Below are 16,770 nucleotides of genomic sequence, written 5' to 3' on the forward strand. Positions count from 1 at the left end.
GATGGTCACTGCGAAACGGTTTCCCCTGGAGCAACTTGAGGCGGGTATGGTGCTGGCGCGGGATGTCTGCGATGCAAGCGGCGGCCGTCTGCTGGCGCAGGGGGCGGAGCTGTCCGACGCCACTATCGCTTCGCTCCGGCGGCGCGGCGTGGACTATGCCGTGGTGGCGGTGGAAGAGATGCTCACCCCGGAGCAGCGCGCTGCGCGGGAAGTGGAAATCCGGGAGCGGGTCGAGCGGCTGTTCCGCAAGGCCGGCAATGACCCGATGCTGCTCAAATTGCGCGTCACCTTGCAAGACTATCGCCTCGCGGGACTGGAGTGACATCACATGCTGACCATTGATCAGGTAGCCAAGGCAATCCAGCAGGTTCCCTCGCTTTCCGCAGTGGTGCTGGAGGTGCTGGCGAGTTTCGACAGGGAAAACATCGAGATCGCCGGCCTGGTGCAGAAGCTTGGCCAGGATCAGGGCCTGACTGCCCGCGTGCTGCGGGTGGCCAACTCGCCGTTCTATGGCATGAGCAGCAAGGTAGGGTCGATCAAGGAGGCTGTGGTGGTACTGGGCTTTCACAACGTGCGCTCGCTGGTGGCGGCGGCAGGAATCATCGGCCAGTTCCCGGAAACCGAACATCCGGATTTCGATCGCATCGGCTTCTGGCAGCACAGTATCGGCACTGCGGCGTGCGCCCTGGTGCTGGCTAAAAGCCTGGGCCAGAATCAGGCGCTGGCATTCACCGCCGGGCTGCTGCATGATATCGGCAAGCTGGCGCTGGACGCCTATTTTCACGAGGATTTCCAGCTTGTTTTGGCGCACCGCGTGGCCGAGGATTCCACCCTGCTGGAAGCGGAGCGCACTGTACTCGGCCTGGATCACACCCTGGTCGGCCATGAACTGGCCAAGCGCTGGAAATTTCCGGCCGCAATCCAGCTGGCAATCCGCGATCATCACCAGCCCGAAAGCGAGTCCGGTCCGCTGGCCGATCTGGTGCATGTGGCCAACGTGCTGTGCCATGCGCTGGCCATCGGCAACGCCGGTTATGAAATGGTCCCGCATCTGTCGAGTAGCGCCTGGTCGCGCCTTGGTCTGGACTGGGATACTATGCCGGCGCTGTGGACCGAAACCGAGCAGCAGTATGCCGGCCTCAGTCTGTTGATCAGCGAATAACGGGGAATCTCGATGCTGTCCGATAAAGTTACCAAGCTTTCCTGGGTCTACCAGCTGTATCGCCTGGGCCAGACCTCCAATCTACGCGACCGTCCGAAGCAGGTGCTGCGTGCGATTCTGGAGCATATCGTCGAGGGCTTCGGCGCCAACAGCGGCACGCTTGCCCTGATCGAGGAAGACAACCAGCCGCTCACCATCGTTGCCGGCATTGATATTCCGGAACATGTCATCGGCAGCAAAATCGAGCTTGGCAGCGGCATCCTCGGTCTGGTTGCAGAAACCGGCCAGGCGCTGTTGCTCAATGGGGATATTTCTAACGATGCACGCTTCAAGGTTACGGTGGTGCGCGACAAATCGTCGCGGCCACGCTCGGCGATGTGCTGGCCGCTGAAGATCGAAGACCGGGTGATTGGCGCGCTTAGTATCAATCGCAAAGATGCGGCTGAGTCCTACACGGATGTCGACCTGGAAAACGGCGGAGTCGTTGTCAACTTGATCACGGTGGTGATCGAGAACACCCGACTGCACCGCGACCAGGAACGGCGCATCGCTATGCTGTCGAAGATGAACGATGAGGTTCGCAGCGTCAACAAACGGCTGGAAGATGCCCAGAACCAGCTGCTGCAATCGGAAAAGATGGCCTCGATCGGTCAACTCGCGGCAGGCGTAGCGCACGAGATCAACAACCCGGTGGGTTACATCAACTCCAATCTGGGCACGCTGCAGAAATACCTGCGCGACTTGTTCGACATGCTTGCCGCCTACGAGCAGGCGGAGCCGCTGCTTGCCGAACATGCCGAGGTGCTGCGGAATATCGGCGCGCTCAAGGAGAAGCTGGATATCGCCTATCTCAAGGAAGACGTGACAGCGCTGATGAGTGAGTCACAGGAGGGCATCAGCCGGGTGAAAAAAATCGTGCAGGACCTCAAGGATTTTTCCCATGTCGACGAGGCTGAATGGCAGTGGACGGATATCCGCAAGGGTCTGGACAGCACCCTCAACATCGTCTGGAACGAGATCAAGTACAAGGCCGAGGTGATCAAGGTATACGATGATCTGCCGGAAGTGGAATGTCTGCCGTCCCAACTCAACCAGGTGTTCATGAACCTCCTGGTGAATGCGGCGCATGCCATCGAGGATAAGGGGATTATTTTCATCCGCTCGGGCCACGAGAACGACTGGGTCTGGGTTGAAATAGCCGATTCCGGTAAAGGCATCCCGCCGGAGAACCTTAACCGGATTTTCGACCCGTTTTTTACCACCAAACCGGTCGGCCAGGGTACCGGGCTCGGCCTGTCGCTTTCCTACAGCATCATCCAGAAACACCACGGCCGCATCAACGTTTCCAGCGAGGTGGGGGTGGGGACGATATTCCGCGTTTATTTGCCGATTAAGCAACCGGAGAAGAAAGCAGATCAGTAATGACCGAAACTGAGATCGAGACTTTGCCCGCAGCAGAACCTGCTACGATTTTGTTCGTGGATGACGAGGCAAACATCCTCAGTTCTCTGAAGCGGCTGTTCCGGCCGCTGGGTTACCGTATCTTCATCGCCGAAAGCGGCGCGGCAGGGTTGCAGGTGTTCGAGCAGAACCCGATCGACCTGGTGATTTCTGACATGCGCATGCCTGAGATGAATGGCGCCGAGTTTCTCGAAAAGGTCCGGGCCAAATGGCCGGATGCGGTGCGCATCCTGCTCACCGGCTATGCCGATGTCACCTCGACCATCGCCGCCATCAACAAGGGCGAGATTTACCGCTACATCGCCAAGCCTTGGGACGATAACGACATCGTGCTGACGGTGAAGCACGCGCTGGAACGCAAGAACCTGGAGCTGGAGAAACTGCGCCTGGAAGCTTTGACCCTGAAGCAGAACGAGGCGCTGAAGGACCTCAACGCCAACCTCGAGGCCAAAGTCAGGGAACGCACCGAGGAGGTGCGCCAGACCATGGGCTTCCTCGAGGTGGCGCACAAGCAGTTGAAGGAAAGCTACCTCACTTCGCTGAAAGTGTTCGCTAACCTGATGGAACTGCGCGAAGGCGCGATGGGCGGTCATTCGCGCCGGGTGGCGGACTACGCGCGCCGGTTAGCGCAGCGCCTGGGGTTGTCCGACAGCGAGGTGCAGGACGTGATGTTCGCCGGCCTGCTGCACGACATCGGCAAGATCGGCCTGCCCGACCACCTCCTGCACAAGCCGTTTTCCGCCCTCACTGCCGAGGAGCGTGCGGAGGTGATCAAGCATCCGGCCATCGGCCAGGCGGCGCTGATGGCGTTGGAAAACATGAAGGAAGCCGCCAGACTGATCCGCAGTCACCATGAGCGCTTCGACGGCATGGGCTACCCCGATGGCCTGAGCGGCATTGCGATCCCGAGAGGCGCGCGCATTCTGGCGGTAGCCAACGATTACGACGCGGTGCAGACCGGATCTGTATTGAGCAGGCGGCTGACGGAAACCGAGGCGCGCGAGTTCCTGCTGGAGGGGCGGGGCAAGCGCTACGACCCGAAGGTGGCGGATGTCTTTCTGGAAATGCTCGGCGGAATCGATTCTTCGGGCTACGCAGGCCCCGAGGTGAAAATACTCGCCACTGCCCTGCGCAAGGGGATGGTGCTGGCGCGCGACCTGGTTTCGCATGACGGGTTGCTGCTGCTGTCGAAGGATTACTTGCTAGACGATGCCATGATCGAACAAATCCGCAGTTTTGAACAAGCCGAAGGCAAGCCGCTGGCAATTTACGTGCGGCCCGGAAAGGAGTGATATGCATCGCATCATGTTGGTGGATGACGAACAGAATATTCTCAATGCGCTGCGTCGGCTGTTTGTTTCGCCGTCGTTGCAGGATACTGGCAGTCCAAAATTTCAGGTGGAAACCTTCACTTCACCGCAGCAAGCCTTGCGGCGCGCCGAGGACGGGGTGGTATTCGACCTGGTGATTTCGGATTACCGCATGCCGGAGATGGATGGCGTGGCTTTCCTCAAGGCATTTAAGAAAATTCAGCCTGATGCCGAGCGGCTGATCCTTTCCGGTTACGCCGATCTGGGAGCGCTGGTGGGGGCGATCAACGAGGCGCAGATTTTCCGATTCATCTCCAAACCTTGGCACGACTATGAGCTGAAGTCGGCAGTGGAACAGGCCCTGGCTCACCGCGACCTGCTGCGGGATAATCAGCAGCTTGCCGACCAGGTGCGGCTGCAGATCGGCGTGATCTCGAAGCAGGAAATGGCGTTGCGCCGACTGGAAGAAGAGTCGCCGGGGATCACCAAGGTGCACTGGGGGGAAGACGGTTCGGTGATTTTCGACGAGAACGAAGTTTCCGACGATGCCGCGCAGGAAGCTGACAAGTGGCTGAATTCGACGAAGTAAATCGCAAGATCACGCTCAAGCTGGTCTATTATGGCCCGGCGCAAAGCGGCAAGACCACCAACCTGATGAGGCTGCACGATCTGCTCGCCCCCGACCTGAAAGGGGAGATCATGACCCTGGAGACGCAGAACGACCGCACCCTGTTTTTCGATCTGTTGCCCCTCGGCTTCAGGACGCCGTCCGGCTGGCTGGTAAAGCTCAAGCTGTTTACCGTGCCGGGCCAGGTGGCCCACGACGCCACTCGCAAGGCGGTGCTGTCGCGCGCCGACGGCGTGGTGTTCGTGGCCGACTCGCAGCGCGCGCAGTCGGCCAACAATGCGGAGGCGTTCCAGAACCTGGAGGAGAACGTGCAGCGCGTCGGTCTGGATTTTTCCGCCCTGCCCCTGGTGGTGCAGTTTAACAAGCGCGACCTGCCTGCGGCGCAAATCCTGTCGGAAGACGAGATCAACCAGCGCTGGGCAAAGGCGCCGTGGCCGCTGGTATTTTCCTCGGCACTGATTGGTGAAGGCGTAAAGGATACCTTCGTCCGGCTTCTGCAGCAGGTATACCCGGCGCTGGATAAGTCTTTTGCCTTGCAGGAAATCCATGGCGTCGATCAGCAGTCCTTCGTCGCTGCAGTGACGGGAGGCTGAAGTGGAGCTCGAACCACGCACCTTTGACCGCGAGTTCGATCTCGCCGAACTGCTCACCGGCATGCCCCTGGCACGCATGGCGCCGATACTCACGACGCTGCTCGACGGCGAGTTCCGCCTGGTGACGGTTGACGGCCGGCTCATGCTGGGTCGAGCCGAGTCGTTCGCCCAACCGCACTGCGTCGCGATCCGGCATGACCTCGAACCGCTTGGTTATCTTGAATCAGCGAGTGCCGACGAGGCCTGTCTTTCGGCCGCTGCCGGCATGATGGAGCTGATGCTGCAACTGTCGGCGCGCTACCTCATGGCGGCCGATTTGCACATCGAAACCGTGCAGGAAGATTATGCCTCGCTGAAGGAATCGGAAGCGCGCTACAAAGCCCTGTCGGAGGAGCTGGAGGCGCGCGTCAGGCAACAGGTGGAAACCATCGAAACCGCGCAGCGCCAGCTCTACCAGGCGGAAAAGCTGGCCTCCATCGGTCAGCTCGCCGCCGGAGTGGCGCACGAAATCAACAACCCGATCGGCTTCATCCGCAGCAACCTGGGCACGGCGCAGCAGTACGTGGGCGACCTGTCGCGCCTGGTTGCGCTGATGAAGACAGGGGATATTGCGCAGTGTCGGGCGGCTTGGGAGCAGGCGGACATGGGGTTCGTGATGGAGGATTTTGCCGCCCTGCTGCGCGAGAGCATCAATGGCGCCGATCGCGTGACGAAGATCGTCGCCGACCTCAAGGGTTTCTCCAGCGTCGACCAGGCCGAGGAGGAGACCGTCGATCTCAACGACAACCTGCGTTTCGCCAGTAATGTGCTCGCCGGACAGCTCAAGGACAAGGTGGAACTGGTGCTGGAACTGGGGGCGCTGCCTAAGATCCTGTGCCTGCCCGGCCACCTGAACCAGGTGTTCCTCAACCTGCTGCTCAACGCTGCGCAGGCGCTAGCGGATCAGGGCCGGATCACGGTGCAGAGCGAGGCGGCTGGCAACGAAATCCGCATCCGCATCAGCGACAATGGCTGCGGTATTCCGGCAGAACAACTGGACCGCATCTTTGACCCGTTTTTCACTACCCGCGAAGTCGGCAGCGGTACCGGGCTCGGCCTGACGGTCTGCCGCGATATCGTGCAGGCACATGGAGGGCGGATCGATGTGGAAAGCAAAGTGGGAGCGGGAACGACGTTTACGGTGAATTTTCCAATCGGATGAAACATGGCTAATTATGCACCACTCTTTACAGGCGGTATGCCAACCGGTGAGCCCGAACCGGCCAGGCCGGCCGTTTACCGCATCCTGTTGGTGGACGACGAGCCGAACGTGCTCAAGGCGCTACAGCGCGTGTTCCGCCAGGAAAGCTATGAGATCGTGCTCGCCAACAATGGCCCGGAGGCCATAGACCTGCTGCGCAAGGACGCTTTCCACCTGATGATTTCCGACTACATGATGCCGGGGATGACCGGTGCCCAAGTGCTGAAGCAGGCCAAGGCGATCCAGCCCGACATGATCCGCATCATGCTCACCGGTCATGCCGACACTGGCGCTGTGATGGGGGCCGTCAACGAGGGCGCGGTCTACAAGTTCATCCTCAAGCCGTGGAACGACGACGACCTGCGCGTGACAGTAGCGATTGCTCTGGAGCAGTTCGACCTGATCCAGAAAAACCGCGCGCTGCAGAAGGAAAACGCAAAAAAAACCAATGAGATCAGTGCTCTGGCGAAGATGGCGGTGACCAATCGCAGCCAGCTCGCGATCATGCTCAACAAGCGCGGCCTGCTCAATAGCCAGCAGGTGCAGGAGCTGCATCGTCTGCAGCAGACGCACAAGGAACCGATCATCAAGCTGCTGCTGGAGCGCGACTGGATTCCGGAAAAAGCCATACGTGACATCCTGCGCAAGGATTTCCTGGTGGAAGAGGTTGCTCTCGCCGAATTCCACGTCGATCCGGCGATTGCCGCGCTGATTCCGCAGAGCTTCTGCGAGCGGCAATGGGTGGTGCCGCTCAAGCAGCAAGGCCGGAAGTTGATGCTGGCTGTGGCAGACCCGATGGATTCCGGCCTGGTGGATGATCTGCGCTTTGTTTCCGGGCTGGAAATTCAGGCGGTGATGGCGGACGTTGCCAGCATCCGCGCCAAGATTGCTGAAGTTTATGGCAGCGAGGAGCAACCCTCTTTCGAGGACCTGGAAACCCTGGTATCCAGCGTCGACCCCTACGAGGGTATCGAAGTGGTGATCGAGGAGGAGGAAGACCAGCACTCGCTCGAAGAACTGCTGCGCTGCACCGAGGAGCCGCCCGCCATCCGCCTGGTCAATGCGATCATCCTCGAAGCAATCCGTCTCGGCGCATCCGATATCCATATCCATCCGCGTACCAAGAGCGTGGTAGTGCGGCTCAGGATCGACGGCGTGCTCGCCGACAAGATCCACATCCCGCACCAGCTCCATACCTCGCTGGTGTCGCGCCTGAAGGTGATGTCCGAGCTCGACATCAGCGAGCGCCGTCGCCCGCAGGACGGCCGCATCACGGTAAAGACGCCGCTGCGGATCGTCGATCTGCGCATTTCCACCCTGCCTACCATCAACGGCGAGAAAGTGGTGATGCGCATCCTCGACCGCAATTCCGCGGTGAAGAGCATCGAGGGGCTGGGGTTTTCCCCTGCCGACCTGAAAAAAGTGCTCAACATGGTGGACAAGCCGCAGGGCATCATTCTCACTACCGGCCCCACCGGCAGCGGCAAGACCACCACTCTGTACGGCCTGTTGCAGCACCAGGCCGACCCCGGCAAGAACTATGTCACCATCGAAGACCCGGTGGAATATTACCTCGACATGGCCGGTCAGGTGCTGATCAAGGAGAAGATCGGCCTGACCTTTCCCGTCGTGCTGCGCTCGATCCTGCGCCAGGATCCGGATGTGATCCTGATCGGCGAGATCCGCGATTTGGAGACTGCCGAGGTGGCGCTTCATGCCGCGCTCACTGGCCATCTGGTTTACTCGACGCTGCACACCAATTCCGCCGTGGCGACCATCGCCCGCCTGTTCGATCTCGGCCTCAAGCCTTATGTGCTGGCGACCGCACTCGAAGGCATTATCGCCCAGCGTCTGGTGCGGTGCATCTGCAACGACTGTCGCGAGCCGGACATCCCCGCGCCGGAATTGCTGGCACGCCTCGGTCCCCTGTTTGAAGCGGCAAAAATCACCGCCTTTCGCGGCAAGGGTTGCGCCAAATGTCACGGCACGGGCTATCGCGGGCGGCTTGGAATCTACGAGGTGCTGGAACCGGATGAAAAAATGCGCGACCTCATCGCCAGTGGCGCCAGCATCCTGGAAATGACGAAATTGGCCCGGCAGATCGGTGCCACGCCGATGATCGAAGACGCACGGGAGAAGGTCAATGCCGGGCTGACCACGCTGGAAGAGGTGTTGCGCGTGCTCGGGCCGCAGTAACAGCACTCAGGACTGAACAATGCTCAACTGGAATAAAATAGACACCGTTTTTCTCGACATGGACGGCACCCTGCTCGACCTGCATTTCGACAACCATTTCTGGCTCGAGCATGTGCCGCTGCGCTACGCCGAGAAGCACGGTCTGAGCCATGCAGCGGCGCAGGATGCATTGGCGCCGCGCTACCACAAGGTGGTCGGAACAATGGAATGGTATTGCGTGGATTACTGGACGCGCGAACTGGGGCTGGACATCGCACGGCTCAAGGAGGAAGTGGAGCACCTGATCGCCGTGCACCCGCATGTCATCGATTTCCTCGCGGCGCTGCACAGCAACCACCGACGCACAGTGCTGGTGACCAATGCCCACCATAAGAGCCTGACCCTGAAAATGCGCAAAACCCGTCTCGACGGCTATTTCGACGGGGTAATCTGCGCCCACGACATCGGCGTACCCAAGGAGCATCCCGAGTTCTGGGGCAAGCTCCAGTCCGTCGAGCGTTTCGATCCCCTTGCCACGCTGCTGGTGGACGACAGCCTGCCGGTATTGCGCTCGGCGCGGGATTACGGCATCGGTCATCTGCTCGCGGTGCATCGGCCGGACACGCAACTGCCTGCCAAGGATGTGGCGGAATTCGACGGCATTCACACCTTTCTGGAGATCATTCCGCGACTTGATTAACCCCCAAACTCAGTCGGCTAAGCTCCCTTCCCTTGGAGGCGAATGAATTCTTCGCTTAAGTTCCGGTACACAAGCTAAATCGCTATCTTGGGTTACGGAGAGGTGTATGGCAACCGTCTGGAACGCATGGTTTTTTTCTGTGTTTCTGCATCTCTGTGGTAGATTCTGAAATCTTCGGGTTAGGGGGTTGGTCTAGTGCGCAAATCAGGAAAACTAGCGGAGTTATGGGGAAGGGTCGGGCTGTTGCCGCGCCTGATGTTCTCCGTCGTGCTGGTGATTCTGGCTGCGGCCAGCACGCGCAGCTACCTCCTGGTCATCGATGAGAGCGCCACCATGAGCGACCGCCTCAAGGCGGAACTGCATGAGACTTGGCATTCCCTGTCGCCATTGCTGGCTGAGCAGGCGACGACCGGCGACTTTGCCAGGATCCGGCAATTGCTCGATACCCAGGTCAGGGAGCGTGAAGATATCAGTCGCATCGAATGGAAGTCGCATCTCGGTTCGCTGGTTGCCCAAAGTCCTGTCCCGGTGCGGCTTGAAGCGCCTGCCTGGTTCCTGCGCATTGCCGTCATCCCTGAGCTGGAAGAATTATTTCCCATCGAGCTGGGTGGGGCGAACTACGGCACGCTGAGGCTGCGTGCTGATCCCGTTCCATCCCTCAACATCGTATGGCGCCATCTGATGACGCAGATCAAAATTGTTTCCATGGTAATCCTTGCCATTCTGCTGCTAACTGCCTGGGTGCTGCGCAGCAACCTGAAAAAGCTTAACCAGTTGTCGGCCGCCGCCTATCGTTTCGAGCGGGGCGACCATGGCGTGCGTGTGGAAGCCGGGGGTGCCATGGAAGTCCGATCCGCTGCCCATGCCTTCAACAGCATGGCGGGGAAAGTGGAACAGTTGCTGCAGTCGTTGCTGCAAAGCGAGAGCAAGCTCCGCGCCGAGAGGGAGCGTGCCCAGATTACCCTGTCCTCGATCGACGATGCGGTGATCTCCACTGACGTGGCGGGGCGGGTAGAGTACCTCAATCCGCAAGCGGAGCGGCTGACTGGTTGGGCCGTGATTGAAGCGCAGGGGCGTGAGCTGCACGAGGTGTTCAACGTCATTGGCGAAACGACCCGATTGCCTCTGGAGAATGTTGCTTGCCAGGTGTTGCTCGAAGGTGTGGCGGTCAAGCCGGAAGGTAATTCCTTGCTGTTGACGCGTGCCGGTCAGGAAGTCGCCATCGATTTTTCCTTCGCGCCGATTCGCAATCCGGACGGCAGCGTGATGGGTTGCGTTCTGGCCTTCCACGACGTCAGCGACAAACGCCGGCTGATGCAGCAAATCACCTGGCAGGCGGGGCACGATCCGCTGACCGGATTGCCCAACCGCACTTTGCTGGCCGATCGGATCGAGCAGGCGATTTCCAACTCGCGTCGGGGAGACAAATTGTTGGTGGTGGGCCTCATCGATCTTGACGGGTTCAAGGAAGTTAACGACCTCTATGGACATGAACTGGGCGACCAGTTGTTGAAAGAGGTGGCGCAACGCTTCCTGCATGACGTGCGCGGCGGGGATACGGTAGCCCGGCTGGGGGGGGACGAGTTCGTGCTGCTGCTCACCGATATTGCCGATATGGATGAAATGGAGGCGGCGCTGGACCGGATCCTGAGCGATGTTGCCAGGCCCTATCAGATTGACAGCCGGCAGGTGCAGATCTCGGCCAGCATCGGCGTGACGGTATATCCGTTCAATGAAGCTGACCCGGAAAGCTTGCTGCGCCACGCCGATCAGGCCATGTATCAGGCCAAGCAGGCGGGTCGCAACCGCTATTCCCTGTTCGATGTGACGCTCGACCAGCAGACGCGTTCTCGCCACCGGGAGAGGGAGCGTGTTGCCCAGGCGCTTCGACAGGGGGAAATGCGGCTTTATTATCAACCCAAAGTGAACATGCGTTCCGGCCAGGTCACCGGTTTCGAGGCGCTGCTGCGCTGGCAGCATCCTGAGCGCGGGTTGGTTGGGCCTCTGGAGTTTCTGCCGCAGGTTGAACACACCGATCTGATTGTGGAAATCGGCTTATGGGTCTTGCAGGAAGCCTTGCGCCAGCTTGCGGAATGGGAGAAAGCAGGGGTGCTCACCACGGTGAGCGTCAACCTCGCGGCGCGTCATTTTCAGACCGCGGATCTGCCCCACCAGTTGCGTGCCCTGTTTGAGCTATATCCTACGGTTTCGCCTGGTTCGCTGGAACTGGAAATCCTGGAAAGCGCCGCGCTTGAGGATATACAGTCGGTTCGGGCAATCATGGCAGCCTGCCAGAAGCTGGGTGTCAGGTTCGCGCTGGACGACTTCGGCACTGGCTATTCGTCGCTGGCATACCTGAAACGCCTGCCCGCCAACACCCTGAAAATCGACCAGTCATTCGTGCGCGACATGCTGGAAGACCCGGACGATCTGGCTCTCATCGAGGGCGTGGTGAGTCTGGCGAGTATTTTCAAGCTGGGCGTGATCGCCGAGGGGGTCGAAACCACGGAGCATGGCGTGATGCTGATGCGTCTGGGCTGCGATGCGGCGCAGGGCTATGGCATCGCCCGTCCCATGCCCGCAGCCGACGTGCCGGCATGGCGCGCGCAGTTCAGGCCCGATCCGGCTTGGCTGCGCTGGGCGGACATGCGCTGGGATCTGGCTGATTTTCCGCTGCTGGTCGCACAGCAGGATCATCTGAAGTGGGTCAAACAGGTCACGAGGGCAGTCAGCGCTAACGCAATGGCGCTGACTGAGGAAGAATTGAAGGATCAGCACCACTGCCGTTTTGGTTCCTGGTTTTACGGCAAAGGCCAAGAACGCTACGGCCATCTGCCTGTTTTTGCCGAGCTGGAGCCGATCCACGCCCAAGTGCATGAAGTCGGTTCGGAAATTATTCGCCTGCGCGATGGCAGTGATGATCGCGCTGCAGAGGCGCTATGTCCGAAGCTGCTGGAATTGAAGGATCAGGTGCTGGATAAACTGTTGGAGCTGCAGAATGCCATGGTAAATTTAGAGGCCAGAGGCTAGGAGCCTGATCCGGCCTCTAACTCAGCAGCAACGCCGCTGCCACCTTTCTGCCTTCGGAAGCGAGTATGTTGTAGGTGCGGCAGGCAGCCGGGGTGTCCATCACTTCCACGCCGATATACGCCCGGAGCAGTACTTCCGTCAGGCGGGGGTGAGGAAAGAGCAGGGTGCTGCCGGTACCGAGCAGTAAGATCTCCGGCATGAATTCCAGGATGGCCTCAAAATGGGCGGCCTCCAGAGCTGCGAAGCTTTGCGGCGGCCATGTTTCGACGATCCGATCCGGCAGCACGATCAGGCTGGCTTGATAGTGTTGATGGTTGACCGCGACATAATCGATGTCGTAGCCAGTGAAAAGATTTAAGCCGGCATCGTCGGCCAGGTGGAATTTCAAGGTGGGCCTCCATTTGCGGGACAAGGGACGGTCGGGTAAGATTATACCTTTTTAGCGCATTCTGTGGGGTGACACAGTCGCCAGCGCAAAAAGGGGCTCGAAGCCATGCAACCCGTACTCAAATCCAGCAAGCTCGCTAACGTCTGCTACGACATCCGTGGCCCGGGGATGGTGCGCGCCCGGCAGATGGAGGAGGACGGTCACCGCATCATCAAACTCAATATCGGCAATCCGGCACCGTTTGGCTTTGAAGCACCGGAGGAAATTCTCCAGGACGTGATTCACAACCTGCCCAATGCTTCCGGCTATTCCGATTCCAAGGGGCTGTTCGCCGCGCGCAAGGCGATCATGCATTACACCCAGGAAAAAAAGATTCGCGATGTGCAGATGGAGGATATCTACATCGGCAATGGCGTGTCCGAGCTGATCGTGATGGCGATGCAGGCGCTGCTGAATACCGAAGATGAAGTGCTGCTGCCGACTCCCGACTACCCGCTGTGGACCGCAGCAGTGACCCTGGCGGGCGGTGTGCCGCGCCATTATATCTGTGACGAGCAGGCTGGCTGGCTGCCCGACCTGGACGACATCCGCGGCAAGATCGGCCCGAATACCCGCGCGATTGTTCTGATTAACCCCAATAATCCAACTGGGGCTCTGTATCCGGTGGAACTGCTGCAGGAGATCGTCGAGATCGCCCGCCAGCACCAGCTGATCATCTACTCCGACGAGATCTACGACAAGGTCTTGTACGATGGCGCGACACACACCTCGATTGCCTCGCTGGCGGACGATGTGCTGTTCATCACCTTCAACGGGCTGTCGAAGAACTACCGCGCCGCCGGTTACCGTGCCGGCTGGCTGATCGTGTCTGGTGAAAAGCGTCATGCCCAGGATTATGTCGAGGGGTTGACCATGCTCGCCTCGATGCGTCTGTGCTCCAACGTCCCGGCACAGTATGGCATTCAGACCGCACTCGGCGGCTACCAGAGCATCAATGACCTGGTCGCGCCCGGCGGCCGCCTTGCCAAGCAGCGCGACCTCGCCTGGCAGATGTTGACCGACATCCCCGGTGTTTCCTGCGTCAAGCCGCAGGGGGCGATGTATCTCTTCCCCCGGCTCGACCCGAAGATGTATCCGATCGCCGATGACCAGGAATTCATCCTCGAACTGCTGCTCGAGGAGAAGGTCCTGCTGGTGCAGGGAAGTGGCTTCAACTGGCCCAACACCGACCATTTCCGGGTGGTGTTCCTGCCCAACGTGGACGACCTCACCGAGGCCATCGGCCGTATCGCGCGTTTCCTCGATCATTACCGCAAGCGGCATGGCTCCTGAACTGAATTACTGACAACTGTTAACTGAAAAACATATGAAACCCATCAACGTAGGTTTATTAGGCCTGGGCACCGTCGGCGGCGGCACCCTCACGGTATTGCGGCGCAACGCCGGAGAAATCACCCGCCGTGCCGGGCGCGAAATCAAGGTGACCATGGCGGCGGTGCGAGATCTGGAAAAGGCGCGGAAACTCGCCGGCCAGGAACTGGAAATCACCACCGACCCGATGGCGGTGGTGAACAACCCGGACATCGATATCGTCGTCGAGCTGATCGGCGGTTGCACGTTAGCCAAGGAACTGGTGCTGAAGGCGATCGCTAACGGCAAGCACGTGGTCACGGCGAACAAGGCGCTGCTGGCGCTGCACGGCAACGAAATCTTCATGGCGGCGCAGGCCAAGGGTGTGATGGTTGCCTTCGAGGCTGCGGTGGCGGGTGGCATCCCGATCATCAAGGCGCTGCGCGAGGGGCTTACCGCCAACCGTATCGAATGGATCGCCGGCATTATCAACGGCACCACCAACTTCATTCTGACCGAGATGCGTGACAAGGGTCTGGCCTTCGATACCGTGCTTAAGCAGGCGCAGGAACTCGGCTACGCAGAGGCCGATCCTACCTTCGACATCGAGGGCGTCGACGCTGCTCACAAGCTCACCATCATGGCGGCGATCGGCTTCGGCATCCCGATGCAGTTCGACAAGGCTTACACCGAGGGCATTTCCAAGCTGACCAAGGAAGACATTGCCTACGCCGAGGAGCTGGGCTACCGGATCAAGCTGCTCGGCATCACCAAGCGCACCGACAAGGGAATCGAACTGCGTGTCCACCCGACTCTGATTCCGGCCAAGCGCCTGATCGCCAATGTGGAAGGCGTGATGAACGCGGTGCTGGTGAAGGGCGACGCCGTTGGTGCGACCATGTATTACGGTCGCGGCGCCGGTGCCGAGCCGACTGCCAGCGCGGTGGTGGCGGACCTAGTCGATGTGACCCGGATGCTGACCTCCGACCCGGAGAACCGTGTGCCGCACCTGGCCTTCCAGCCGGACGCCTTGTCCGATGTGCCGGTGCTGCCGATCGATGAAGTTCGCACCTCCTACTATCTGCGCCTGCGTGTTTTCGACAAGCCCGGCGTGCTGGCCGATGTGACGCGCATCCTGGCCGATCTGGGTATCTCGATCGACGCCATGATCCAGAAAGAGCCAGCTGAAGGCGAGGAGCAGGCGGACGTGATCCTGCTGACGCACGAAACTGTGGAGAAGCACATCAACCAGGCGATCGCCAAAATCGAGGCGTTGTCTTCGATTTCCGGCAAGGTGACGCGGATCCGCCTGGAAGAGCTCAGCGCATGAAATATCTCAGCACCCGCGGCGGCATGCCGCCCAAGACTTTCACCGAAATCCTGCTCGGCGGCCTTGCTACGGATGGCGGCTTGACCATCTCCGAAGCTTATCCCAGGTTCAGCAAGGAAGAGTTAGCCGCGATGCGTGGCATGAGCTACCGCGAGCTGGCATTCGAGGTAATCCGCCGCTTCGCCGACGATATTCCCGCTGCCGATCTCAGGGCCATCGTCGACAAGACCTATACCGCGGCGATTTTCCGCAGCGACGAGATCACTCCGGTGAAAACGCTGGAGCCGGGGCTGCACATCCTCGGGCTGTCTTACGGCCCGACGCTGGCCTTCAAGGATGTGGCGATGCAGTTGCTCGGCAACCTGTTCGAGTACGTGCTGGCCAAGGAAAATTCCGAGATCAACATCCTCGGTGCGACTTCGGGCGATACCGGCAGCGCGGCGGAATATGCCATGCGCGGAAAAAGAGGAATCAGAGTGTTCATGCTTTCGCCGGAGGGCAAGATGAGCCCGTTCCAGACCGCGCAGATGTTCTCCCTGCAGGACCCGAACATTTTCAACATCGCCGTGAAGGGCGTATTCGACGATTGCCAGGACATCGTCAAGGCGGTTTCCAATGACCTCGACTTCAAGGCCAAATACAAGATCGGCGCGGTCAATTCGATCAACTGGGCACGCGTTACGGCCCAGGTGGTGTACTATTTCAAGGCCTATTTCGCGGTGACCCAAAGCAACGACGAGGAAGTGTCCTTCTCCGTGCCTTCCGGCAACTTCGGCAACGTCTGCGCCGGTCACATCGCCCGCCAGATGGGCCTTCCGATCCGCAAGCTGATCGTCGCCACCAACGAGAACGACGTGCTCGACGAATTCTTCCGCACCGGCGTCTATCGTCCCCGGCCGGAGACCCGCCACACCAGCAGCCCGTCGATGGACATCTCCAAGGCATCCAACTTCGAGCGCTTTGTTTACGACCTGGTCGGACGCGATCCGGCAGTGGTTAATGAGCTGTGGAAGGAAGTGGACGCGGGTGGCAGTTTTGATCTTTCCAAAATGTCGTATTTCGCCAAGGTCAGGGAATTCGGCTTCGAATCCGGCTCCAGCAGCCATGCCAACCGGCTGGAAACAATACGTCGCATACATCAACAGTACGGCATGATGATCGATACCCACACCGCCGACGGTGTGAAGGTCGGCCTGGAACACCGCGAAGCCGGTATCCCTATGGTGTGCCTGGAAACCGCCTTGCCCGCCAAGTTCGAGGAAACCATACGCGAAGCGCTGGGCTGCGAACCTGAGCGCCCGGCAGATATGGTGGGGATAGAGAACCTGCCGCAGCGCTTCGAAGTCATGGCGGCGGATGCCGAAGCTGTGAAGCGCTTCATTGTTCAGCATACGGGCTAAGTC

At 59.8% G+C, this 16,770-nt stretch carries 14 protein-coding genes; 13 read left to right on the forward strand and 1 reads right to left on the reverse strand.

Annotation, left to right across the window (positions count from 1 at the left end; genetic code table 11):
* Position 1 precedes the first annotated feature (1 nt).
* From SCT_RS02825 to SCT_RS02870, 10 genes are all read left to right on the forward strand, one after another.
* Entirely contained in the window at positions 2-322 is a 321-nt protein-coding gene (locus SCT_RS02825; protein ID WP_059418781.1) for a hypothetical protein, read from the forward strand.
* 6 nt (positions 323-328) lie between these two features.
* Positions 329-1,162, forward strand: coding sequence for an HDOD domain-containing protein (locus tag SCT_RS02830; RefSeq protein ID WP_059418784.1), 834 nt, complete (start codon positions 329-331; stop codon positions 1,160-1,162).
* 12 nt (positions 1,163-1,174) lie between these two features.
* Complete coding sequence (locus SCT_RS02835) at positions 1,175-2,584, forward strand: ATP-binding protein (protein WP_059418786.1); 1,410 nt, start codon at positions 1,175-1,177, stop codon at positions 2,582-2,584.
* Positions 2,584-3,915, forward strand: a complete 1,332-nt coding sequence (locus SCT_RS02840) for an HD domain-containing phosphohydrolase (protein ID WP_059418788.1) — start codon at positions 2,584-2,586, stop codon at positions 3,913-3,915. Before SCT_RS02835 ends, SCT_RS02840 begins: the two co-directional genes overlap by 1 nt.
* Position 3,916: 1 nt before the next feature.
* A complete protein-coding gene (locus SCT_RS02845) occupies positions 3,917-4,522 on the forward strand; it encodes a response regulator (RefSeq protein ID WP_059418790.1) in 606 nt (201 codons plus the stop codon).
* Positions 4,501-5,154, forward strand: a complete 654-nt coding sequence (locus SCT_RS02850) for an ATP/GTP-binding protein (RefSeq protein WP_059418792.1) — start codon at positions 4,501-4,503, stop codon at positions 5,152-5,154. The genes SCT_RS02845 and SCT_RS02850 overlap by 22 nt, the downstream gene beginning before the upstream one ends.
* A gap of 1 nt (position 5,155) precedes the next feature.
* Entirely contained in the window at positions 5,156-6,355 is a 1,200-nt protein-coding gene (locus SCT_RS17855; protein ID WP_059418794.1) for a sensor histidine kinase, read from the forward strand.
* 3 nt (positions 6,356-6,358) lie between these two features.
* Positions 6,359-8,590 (forward strand): ATPase, T2SS/T4P/T4SS family, encoded by a 2,232-nt coding sequence (locus SCT_RS02860; protein WP_059418796.1) that lies wholly within the window; start codon positions 6,359-6,361, stop codon positions 8,588-8,590.
* Between the two features lie 19 nt (positions 8,591-8,609).
* Complete coding sequence (gene yrfG, locus SCT_RS02865; protein WP_059418798.1) at positions 8,610-9,269, forward strand: GMP/IMP nucleotidase; 660 nt, start codon at positions 8,610-8,612, stop codon at positions 9,267-9,269.
* A 195-nt stretch (positions 9,270-9,464) separates the two neighbouring features.
* Positions 9,465-12,299, forward strand: coding sequence for an EAL domain-containing protein (locus tag SCT_RS02870; RefSeq protein ID WP_237759572.1), 2,835 nt, complete (start codon positions 9,465-9,467; stop codon positions 12,297-12,299).
* Between the two features lie 16 nt (positions 12,300-12,315).
* Here SCT_RS02870 and SCT_RS02875 read toward each other — a convergent pair whose 3' ends face one another.
* On the reverse strand, positions 12,316-12,687 hold the full coding sequence (locus SCT_RS02875; protein WP_059418802.1) for an Mth938-like domain-containing protein: 372 nt from the start codon (positions 12,685-12,687) through the stop codon (positions 12,316-12,318).
* A gap of 105 nt (positions 12,688-12,792) precedes the next feature.
* On the opposite strand from SCT_RS02875, the gene SCT_RS02880 reads away from it, so the two are divergent.
* Genes SCT_RS02880 through thrC form a run of 3 tightly spaced genes read left to right on the forward strand, consistent with a single transcriptional unit; the run spans position 12,793 to position 16,767 of the window.
* A complete protein-coding gene (locus SCT_RS02880) occupies positions 12,793-14,019 on the forward strand; it encodes a pyridoxal phosphate-dependent aminotransferase (RefSeq protein ID WP_059418805.1) in 1,227 nt (408 codons plus the stop codon).
* A gap of 34 nt (positions 14,020-14,053) precedes the next feature.
* Positions 14,054-15,367: a homoserine dehydrogenase gene (locus SCT_RS02885; RefSeq protein ID WP_059418807.1), complete on the forward strand. Its 1,314-nt coding sequence runs from the start codon at positions 14,054-14,056 to the stop codon at positions 15,365-15,367.
* Positions 15,364-16,767 carry a threonine synthase gene (thrC, locus tag SCT_RS02890; RefSeq protein ID WP_059418810.1) on the forward strand — a complete coding sequence of 468 codons (1,404 nt, stop codon included), beginning with the start codon at positions 15,364-15,366 and terminating at the stop codon, positions 16,765-16,767. The genes SCT_RS02885 and thrC overlap by 4 nt, the downstream gene beginning before the upstream one ends.
* Positions 16,768-16,770: the final 3 nt, after the last annotated feature.

Origin of the sequence: Sulfuricella sp. T08 (assembly GCF_000971475.1) — a bacterium.
Lineage (GTDB): Bacteria > Pseudomonadota > Gammaproteobacteria > Burkholderiales > Sulfuricellaceae > Sulfuricella.